This is a genomic window from Thermoanaerobacterium butyriciformans (assembly GCF_017874545.1).
In the GTDB taxonomy this organism is placed as follows: Bacteria; Bacillota; Thermoanaerobacteria; order Thermoanaerobacterales; family Thermoanaerobacteraceae; genus Thermoanaerobacterium; species Thermoanaerobacterium butyriciformans.
This window is the reverse complement of record NZ_JAGGLT010000019.1, coordinates 56,435-65,482: the sequence shown is the minus strand read 5'-3', so window position 1 is coordinate 65,482 and position 9,048 is coordinate 56,435. Positions and strand designations below refer to the sequence as shown.

At 30.9% G+C, this 9,048-nt stretch carries 9 protein-coding genes; 8 read left to right on the top strand and 1 reads right to left on the bottom strand.

Going from position 1 to position 9,048, the window contains the following annotated elements; all coding sequences use genetic code 11:
• Nucleotides 1–352: 352 nt before the first annotated feature.
• Together J2Z80_RS09245 and J2Z80_RS09240 are read left to right on the top strand one after the other, a co-directional pair.
• Nucleotides 353–1,033 carry a hypothetical protein gene (locus J2Z80_RS09245; protein ID WP_209454131.1) on the top strand — a complete coding sequence of 227 codons (681 nt, stop codon included), beginning with the start codon at nt 353–355 and terminating at the stop codon, nt 1,031–1,033.
• A gap of 665 nt (nt 1,034–1,698) precedes the next feature.
• Nucleotides 1,699–3,195: a transposase gene (locus J2Z80_RS09240; RefSeq protein ID WP_245301249.1), complete on the top strand. Its 1,497-nt coding sequence runs from the start codon at nt 1,699–1,701 to the stop codon at nt 3,193–3,195.
• Nucleotides 3,196–3,388: 193 nt separating this feature from the next.
• On the opposite strand, the gene J2Z80_RS09235 is transcribed toward J2Z80_RS09240, so the two are convergent.
• Entirely contained in the window at nt 3,389–4,189 is an 801-nt protein-coding gene (locus J2Z80_RS09235; protein ID WP_209454130.1) for an ExeA family protein, read from the bottom strand.
• Nucleotides 4,190–4,705: 516 nt separating this feature from the next.
• On the opposite strand from J2Z80_RS09235, the gene J2Z80_RS15185 reads away from it, so the two are divergent.
• From J2Z80_RS15185 to J2Z80_RS09210, 6 genes are all read left to right on the top strand, one after another.
• Nucleotides 4,706–4,831 carry a hypothetical protein gene (locus tag J2Z80_RS15185; protein ID WP_280953182.1) on the top strand — a complete coding sequence of 42 codons (126 nt, stop codon included), beginning with the start codon at nt 4,706–4,708 and terminating at the stop codon, nt 4,829–4,831.
• 254 nt (nt 4,832–5,085) lie between these two features.
• Nucleotides 5,086–5,520 (top strand): hypothetical protein, encoded by a 435-nt coding sequence (locus J2Z80_RS09230; RefSeq protein WP_209454129.1) that lies wholly within the window; start codon nt 5,086–5,088, stop codon nt 5,518–5,520.
• Nucleotides 5,521–5,568: 48 nt separating this feature from the next.
• Nucleotides 5,569–5,901: a hypothetical protein gene (locus J2Z80_RS09225; protein WP_245301248.1), complete on the top strand. Its 333-nt coding sequence runs from the start codon at nt 5,569–5,571 to the stop codon at nt 5,899–5,901.
• Nucleotides 5,902–6,094: 193 nt separating this feature from the next.
• Nucleotides 6,095–6,958, top strand: coding sequence for a hypothetical protein (locus tag J2Z80_RS09220; RefSeq protein WP_209454128.1), 864 nt, complete (start codon nt 6,095–6,097; stop codon nt 6,956–6,958).
• A 118-nt stretch (nt 6,959–7,076) separates the two neighbouring features.
• Nucleotides 7,077–7,622: a hypothetical protein gene (locus J2Z80_RS09215; RefSeq protein WP_209454127.1), complete on the top strand. Its 546-nt coding sequence runs from the start codon at nt 7,077–7,079 to the stop codon at nt 7,620–7,622.
• A 1,185-nt stretch (nt 7,623–8,807) separates the two neighbouring features.
• Nucleotides 8,808–8,987, top strand: coding sequence for a hypothetical protein (locus tag J2Z80_RS09210; protein ID WP_209454126.1), 180 nt, complete (start codon nt 8,808–8,810; stop codon nt 8,985–8,987).
• Nucleotides 8,988–9,048 lie beyond the last annotated feature (61 nt).

Below are 9,048 nucleotides of genomic sequence, written 5' to 3'. Positions count from 1 at the left end.
AAGACTGATAATCAGAATGCGAACGCCATGCGCCCAACATAAAATCACCTCAATAACAAGTAGTATGGTAAAAATACCATCCATTTCGATTATTGTGGCGATTAAAAAAGTCAAGATAGAATGCAATCAAATATGTTAAAAGAAGGGAAAAAACAAAGAAAAATTCTTACAATGCAAATAAAGATGTAAATGAATTGGAAATCGAAAAGTGATTTCAGAATGAAATTTTGGGGGATAAATTTAAAATATGTCTCCTGAAATTCAGTTATATCAGGCAACAGAAGTTGCCGAGAATACTCAATAATATAAAGGGAGATGTTGGTAAATGTTTCAAAAAATTATTTCATTTCTTTTGGTTTTAGCACTTCTTTCGGTTTTAAGTTTGAGTTCTGTTTTTGCTTCTACAGCTATTTCAAAAGATTTGACATCAAATTACGAATCACTTCAGAAGAGTATTTTGAACAAGAATTTCGATGTGTCTAAAATGACTGTTGCTGAACGCAAATATTACGATTCCGTTGTTCAAGCAGCGTTAATTAAAAGCGGTGGAAAATCTTTTAATACTACCGAAAACATTAAAATTGTAGAAGATATATTGGCAGATAAAGACAATCAAAATGAACCGGAAAGAACAATATCTGGTTATGTAACTACTTCTGGATATTCCATGGCTACTTCCGGAAGTTCCATTCACCACATAATAAGTGTTGGAACGGCAGGTGCAATTTTTAATGCTGTAATTTGGGTGGTGCTATCGTTTTATGGAGGAGGGAGCGTAGAAGCTAGTATTCGTACGCTAATTGCAAAATATGGTTATAATGAAGCCAGAAGCATTATTGAACAGCAAGTTGTAAGTAAAATTGTAAATACACTAATTAGGTGGGGAATGGAAAAAAGTTTGGTGTTGTCACTGACTTATAATATAACAACCACTATTATTCAAGCTGCTATAGACCCCGGAGATGCAATAGCTAATTATATCGATTCTCGTGATGCTGCACCTAATAATGGATGGATTGATGTGGCATATTAATAATGAAAATGGTGAAGAACAATGCTAAATCATAAGATGTTGAAGTATAAGATTTTTCTAACATTGTATACTGTTTTACTTATAACGCTATTTTTTGCAAGCTTTAAGTATAAAATTCCAAATTCTATTTTGATTTCAGTCATTTGCTTGTCAGTATATGTAGCTTTTCATAATGAAACAGTGGGTATTAGTGCTTCCAGTGCTTTTAATCTTTTGAGATATAAAATGAATAAGAGGATGTTTAATGTAATCCAGTTAATCCTTATGTTTAGTATCGGTATTTCAGTGTTTGGACTGGAATCCTATTTGAAAGAAACGAGAATATGCTCATTCCCATACTTTCAAATGATTATGTTGCTGGTAATGGAGAAATTAGTAGCTGATACGGTTTTTGCTTTTTTTGTTAAACAGCCCCCTAAAAATTGATTGTTGGTGAGTAGCCTGCCCTTAATGTTGCAAAATAAAAGGCAAGCAGTATAAAGGGTGGGCTATTTTTGATATTAGCAACAAATAATAATTTCGTTTAATAAAAAAGTAATAATAAACTAAATTAGTGAATATAAACATTGATTAAGGTGTCAAAAGTATTTTTCATCCATGATAAACTAAAAATATGGTAAAATAGAAATATAAACAAAAAGAAATAGAAGGAGCGATACATAGCCATGGCATTCAAATCAAACGAATATCAACAAATCACAATGGAGGATAGATTCTTAAACTTGGATGAAAGGACAAGAAAGTTTGTTTTAAACTCATGGGCAAAAGGTTTTGCTGAAATCATATTTCCAGCAATCAATGAAAAACGCTTTTCCGTATTGTACAGTGACAATCCAGCTTCACGTCCAAATAGTCCTGTAAACGCAATAATCGGAGCTCTAATACTAAAAGAAATGTTTAATCTTACAGATGATGAACTATTAGCAAGCATCTTATGTGATGTTCGTTTCCAATACGCTCTTCACACTACAAGCTTCAAAAGCCAACCTTTCAGCGATAGGACTTTTAGCCGTTTTCGTGAAAGGCTATATCTTTACAATCTGGAAACAGGAAGAGACCTTCTTCATGAAGAAATGGAAGCCATGGCAAACGTATTTGTAAAATACTTTAATATAAATCCATCAGTAAAAAGAATGGACAGCATCATGGTATCATCCAGTTGCAAAAAAATGTCCAGATTAGAAATACTATACACATGCGTAGCAAATATGGTCAAAGCAGTATACAAAACAGGAGAATATGAACATCTCAAAAACATGGAGCATTACCTAGACGAAGACGACAGAAACAAAACAATCTATCATAGAAAAAACGAAGAAATAACAAAAAGACTTCAAGAAATAATTGAAGATGCCTATGCACTAACAAAAGAATTAGGAGAAGCATACGCTGAATTACCAGAATATCAGCTATTACAGCGTGTACTAAAAGAACAAACAGAAATAACAGAAGAAGGCAAGATAGTACCAGTAGAAAAAGAAAAAATAAGCCCTGATAGTCTCCAAAACCCAAGCGCTCCAGATGCAACATATCGCAAAAAAGCAGGAAAAGACCATAAAGGCTATGTAGCTAACATAGTAGAAACAATAGACGAAAAAGGATCCATAATAACCAGCTATGACTATGATGTAAACACACACAGCGATAGCAGCTTTTGCAAAGAAACGATAGAAAAGCTTGGGAAACAAGAAAAAGAAATAACAATAATAGCAGATGGAGCTTACAGCAGCACTGAAAACATAGAACTTGCAGATAAAAACAATATCGAACTAATAACAACAGCCCTTATAGGAAAATTACCAGATGAAATACAAAGCGAATTTAAAATAGATGAAACAACCCATGAAATAATCAAATGCCCAAGAGGAGAAAAACCATACAAAACAAGATACTATGAAAAAACAGGATTATATAGAGCATCCTTCAATAAAAAAACATGTGAACATTGTCCACTAAGAGAAAAATGTGGAGCGAAGCTGCAAAAGAAATCAGCGTATGTATTGATAACAGCAAAAACAATACAAAGAGCAAGCTATTTAAAAAAGATGTCAACAGAAAAATACAGTGTACTTCAAAAGATAAGAAATGGAGTAGAGGGTATACCATCAATACTAAGACGTAAATATCGTGTAGATGTGATACCTTGTCAATTTTCAAATTAGCTTTCCCAAAATTCTCAAATTATGATGGCACTTTTTACAGCCATAAAAATATTTTTTCTCAAATTACTATAGCATGATTAAAAAATTTTTTCACTTTTTAAGAGCATTACCACTAAGATTTGTCAAGATTTGTTATTGAAATTTAGAGTATTTGATATATAATAAAAAACGAGAGCAGTAAAAGTTACTATTCTCACAAACTGATTTCATTTTGTGCCTGGTATATTACTTCTTCATCTATTTCTCTTAGTCTTTTAGAATATGCATAGAGTAAAGAAGCTGTTACCAGGTTATTTATCAATCTTGGGAGTCCTTTCGTTAGAGAATATATTGCTTTATATGCCGGTGGTGTAAATATATCATCTATCACACCGGCTATTTTCATTCTTGTTTTTATGTAGTCTTGAATTTCTTCTTTTTTTAGCCCTTGCATCACATACTTTATGGCAATTCTTTGCCTTAATGCACTATTTACATTCAAGGCTAGTTTGTTCCTTATGTGCGGTTGTCCTGAAAGTATCAATATATATGGGTTTTGAGAGTCCATATTAAAGTTAAATATTATTCTCAAATCTTCAAGAACGTCATTAGAAACCAGTTGTATTTCATCTAATATTATGACAGGAGTTATCTTCTGGCCATAGTAAAGTTCTGTTATTGCTTTTTGTATTTGACTAAATAGTGTTACTTTTTTGTATGCAGGTGTTTCGCCTAAAATCATAGCTAGTGCTTGATAAAACTCCCTAACAGTTAGTGTAGATAGAGCAAAGTAGCATACTTTAAACATTGAACGGTTGAGATTTTCAGTATATTTTCTTAATGCTGTAGATTTACCTGAACCGGCTTCTCCAATGATAAGTCCTATGCCTCTTGTTTCTTGTAAATATTTTAACCTTGCATTTAATTCAGTAATGTCTTCGCTTATATAAAGGTCGTTTGCATTTATCTCTTTAGAGAATGGATTAAATTTCATTCCAAAATATTGAGTAAACATTTAAAAAACCTCTTTTTTAATCAACAATATCATTAAAGGATATTACTGTGGTGTTAGGTTTTACATCAAAATCTGCAGTATCTTCATTTTCGCTTGTTACTTTTTTGTTTTCAACTATAGATGAGAAAAATTGATAGCAAATATTACCATCAAACAGATACACTACGCCTATGCTAATTGTAGTTGTTCAAAAATTGCATCAATAGATACAGTGTTGTTATTAGCTTGTTCATATATCCATTGAATAAGCTGTTTTTGTACCTCTTTACAAACTATTTTTATTCCTTGCCTAAATTTGCAATATTCATCGCCTGAAGCTTAAGATACAGGTATATCAATGATATAAGCCATAATAATCATCTATTGATTTTGTTGAGCGTACTTGATACATATTTAGTCCAAGATTATTTTTTGTATGCCTAAAGAATATTTCCATAGGCAATCTCTGATTGTAATAATTTAGAATAGTCTCGGTATCTAATTCAGCAAAGGTGGAACTTTGCTCTTTTCAATATATTGGGCAAAATCTTTTATTTGGATTCTGAAGCTGTTATACACCTAAGGGTTATAAGTGAAACATTTGGATATAAAGTCGATTTTAAGGATGGTATTATAACAGTAGATGCTGCTCAAGGTAATTAGATATAGTGCATATCTATAATAGGCTGTTGACAAATGTAACTTACAAAATAAGGATAGAAAATGCTCTGTCCTTAATTTTTTATATTATGTTGGGGAAAATTAAGAGCTAAAAATGCTTTTTCGTTCCTAAATTGACAATATTCGAATGAATTTTTATATACTGAAATTGATAAAAAATTTTATAAAAAACTGTAACGAAATCCATTTTAATTTGTCTTATATTTATGAAGGGAAAAAATTTGTGAGGTGATAGTGTGTTTAAAAAATTCTTGTCTATTTTTGTGCTGACAATAATAATGATGACATCACTTTCAACTACTGGTTTTGCGGATGACGGCATTTCAAAAAAATTAGTGACAAGTCCAATAACGCCTAATTGGATAGCCATATCCCAGTTTACTAACACATTCGACATATCATCAATGGGAAAATCAACTGTCGACAGCGTATTATATGCTTTCAGCGTCGACAAAATCAGAATTGATGCGTATCTTCAACAGTACAAGAACGGAAACTGGGTGACAATCAAAAGCTGGTCAAACACATCGATAGATATTAGCTGCTCCATAAGTGAAATATGGTATGTAGAAGAAGGGTATTATTACAGGCTTGTCACGAAAGGTACAGTCTATAGAAATGGAGTTCAATTAGAGCAAGCCAACTATACAAGCGATGCACATTGGTATTAAAAGAGGATATTGCGATTAACTGAAAAGTAAAATGATGGAGTGATATTGATGAACGATGATGCAATAAAGATTCCCAGCATAAAAGAGCAGAGCTTTACTCTAAAAAACATAGCAATTTACCTTGAAAAATGTATATCATGTAGAAGTGAAAATATGTCTTTCATAGGAGGAGAGATCGATGATACTGATAAGCTTATCCTATCATCATTGGTCCGAAACGGAGTAAGGAAAGCAGTAATGGACGAAGTAGGCATATCTGACAGAACCTTGAGAAACCATCTAAATAAATTAGGCATACTATTTGACGCAGACAATGACATAAAAATAATAATGACAGCCATAAACTTAGGTATTATAGACACACATGGCAATATATTATAGAATGATGTGCCGGAATTCGGCACCTAATTCATAAAAAATGTGCCGAATTTCGGAACTTCCCAAATGTTGGACTTGGAGTTATAATGTAGTCAAACAAACGAATGGCCATTCGATGTTTAATAAAAATGTAGTTAGTGATACTGTTTTGGTACCGAAATAGTAGTACTAACTATAAAAGGGAGAGTAAAAGAAAATGTTAAAAAGACGCATGTTAATTATGTGTATAATCAGTACAATGTTAGCTTTATCAATTGGAATTTCAGCGAAGGCTGATGAAGTACAAACTTTTATTAATAAAGAAAACGGAGTAAAATTCGAATTTACAAGTGAGCACTTCGTAAAGCCTTGGATAACAGATGAAAATCAAATAAAAGAAAGAACCAGTGATATAAGTAAGGGAATATTTGATGCTTATGGAAAATCAAAAACAAATAATTTAGAAAATATTGATAAATATTTAAAGAGCCAAGGTTTTGATATAATTAATCCAGCAGGTATTATTGAGGATTCTGTTAGTGACGAGGTAAATATATATGAACCATCTGTATATTATGATCCTGCGACAGGGCTTTACGTATTAAATGCGAGTTTTAAATGGAAAAGAGATAGTGGAGGCATTCCATATTGGAGGTATGATTTTAATGCACCTGGTAGTGTAGGAGGATTAGATGGTATAGGGTTATGGATTGGAAACCCGGCGGGAATAACTTTGCGAAGCAATATGTATTTGGTTACATATGATTATAATTTAAGTCAGTACAAAACAAGTACGCCATGGAATTGGAATCAATATGGCGTTGCATTTAAATCACAAGATAAATGTTGGTACGATAATGTTCCTGGGTTATATAACTATAATTGGGATTCTGGAACACTTGTAGTATGGATATCTGTTAGTGGAACGGGATCCACATATTTAAAGACAACATTAGGACATGATTGGAATACAACTCAATTACAATCAGTTTCTATTAGCAGTAGTGGACTTAGTTTTTCATTTGGAACAGGAAATAATTATTGGCAAGGAACGAGCCTCCCATATACATGGTCAAGATAAATAATTATGTAACTTCTGCTACTAAAATAGCAGAAGTTACATAATTTTCATATATTATTTTAAATCTACTGTTAGTAATTTTATATATATTATAGTAACAAAATAGGGGGTTGAGTAATTGTTTTATTCTTGTAAAAAAATAACATATTTTTATGTTATAATTATAATAATATTTATATTTATATCTGGGTGCAGCATTAATAAAACCGTGATTAAAAATAATATTGAACCAAAGAATATTGGATTAACCCTAAATTATAAATATAATCATGACACGATAGAGCCTACAATAGACATAGAATGGTCGTGGAGGCAACCTAAAAAGCAGTTAGACAAAAATATACAAGATATAGTTGCAATAATGTGGAATGATGAAAATGGCAATTGGGTTGGTACAACAATGTTTGGAGAAAGTGGTGGTGGACCAGCTATGAATTATTTTGATTATTTAGTAAAAAAAGCAAACGATAATGAACAAGGTTATTCTTATTTTGGATATCCAGCAAGAAGTAATAACAGAGTAACCTTTAAATTACTTTCCAGCCAAAAAAAGCCAAATCCTAAAATTCCTGATAAAATTTATATTTATTTTATACACCCAGAACGTACAATTATTGGGAAAACGATAATTTATGTAATAAGGGAAATTGCTTTTCCGTCATAATAGTATATTGATAATCTTTTCATCCTGAGTGTTCCAATTGCGCTTATTATAATGACTTCGATCTGTCAAAACAATTTTTTTAAAAATCTAAGTGAAAAATAAAGGATTGCTAAACTAAAAGTAAGAAAATATGAATTACTTGGCATAAAAATATTTAAAATATGAAGCTCACATTTAACCTATAAAGCATATATTATGGATAATTTACTCCTCGTAGTTTCATTTTATTCCATAAATATTGCCTGCGATAAATGTATTTAAATAATTAAAAGGAGGGTTTAAAGTATGCAAAGAAGAGTGTCACATGAAGGAGTTTTTGCTCTAATAGCTTTGCTGAGTTTAGTATACATGAGATATTATGAGAAAACATTATATTATAAACCGATAAATCAATTTTTCGATATAGTGTATCAATATATTTCAATTCCATTTTTTTATTTTTTTACGGCGTCTTTTATTACTATACTACTTATTTATTTACTTAAAATTAACTTATCTGAAAGAATATTGAAAATGCTTAATTATCCTATCATAATTGCCTTCATATTATATGCTATATTTATATTTTTGAATATAATCGGAATCTTGTCCATTCATTTTATTTTTCTAAAGCCCATGTATTTAATTTTATTTGCTGCTTTAGGAATTTTATTTGCTTTTACTAAAAGGTAGTGCCAGCATTTTCGAAAAAAGCGATGCTAAGTTATTAATTACAAAACAATTTTGTATGTTGCATGTGTTCATGGAGGTTAAGTATGTATAAATATTTCAGAATAATGATAGTTTTGATATTGACAATCTTAATGTCTACGGGGTGCTCAGCACGTATTTTATCAACTAAACCTCTATAAGAGATTCAGATAAAAAATTTTATAAATAACAACATCGTTGTGCTGTGTTAGACGTGTAGTTATACATTAATAACTCTTAAAGGAGCTATTTTTATAGAAAAAATAAAAAAATTTATAGAAAGCTGTAACAAATTTAATTGTAATTTTGTTATATATTACGAGAGGAAAAATTTGCAAGGCCAAAAACCATCTAAATAAGTTATGTAATATATTTGAATAAGACAATGACATAAAAATAGTAATGACAGCCATAAGCACAAGAATTATAAACACACGTGGCAATATATTATAGGGTGATGTTCCGAAAATCGGCACCTACTTCATAAAAAATGTGATGGATGAAAATAAGCTGAAAGAAGGATATATTATAACAAATATTAATATTTACAATGGCTATGCACTGTTCCCCAAATATGATAAAACTTCAAGTAACAATATAACTTTCATAAGTGTTAAATTAAGTGATAATATAATGAATTATTTAAAAGATTATTACAATTCAAAAGCGAGATGAAGGGTTTGCGTATTGGATTACTTTTATCCAGAACAGGCTTCACTTTATTTAGGGATATCTT

Coding starts and splice junctions, on each gene's coding strand:
- J2Z80_RS09235 (WP_209454130.1), bottom strand. CDS start 4,189: ATGTTTACTCAATATTTTGGAATGAAATTTAATCCATTCTCTAAAGAG.
- J2Z80_RS09240 (WP_245301249.1), top strand. CDS start 1,699: ATGGCATTCAAATCAAACGAATATCAACAAATCACAATGGAGGATAGA.
- J2Z80_RS09210 (WP_209454126.1), top strand. CDS start 8,808: ATGGATGAAAATAAGCTGAAAGAAGGATATATTATAACAAATATTAAT.
- J2Z80_RS09220 (WP_209454128.1), top strand. CDS start 6,095: ATGTTAAAAAGACGCATGTTAATTATGTGTATAATCAGTACAATGTTA.
- J2Z80_RS09225 (WP_245301248.1), top strand. CDS start 5,569: ATGAACGATGATGCAATAAAGATTCCCAGCATAAAAGAGCAGAGCTTT.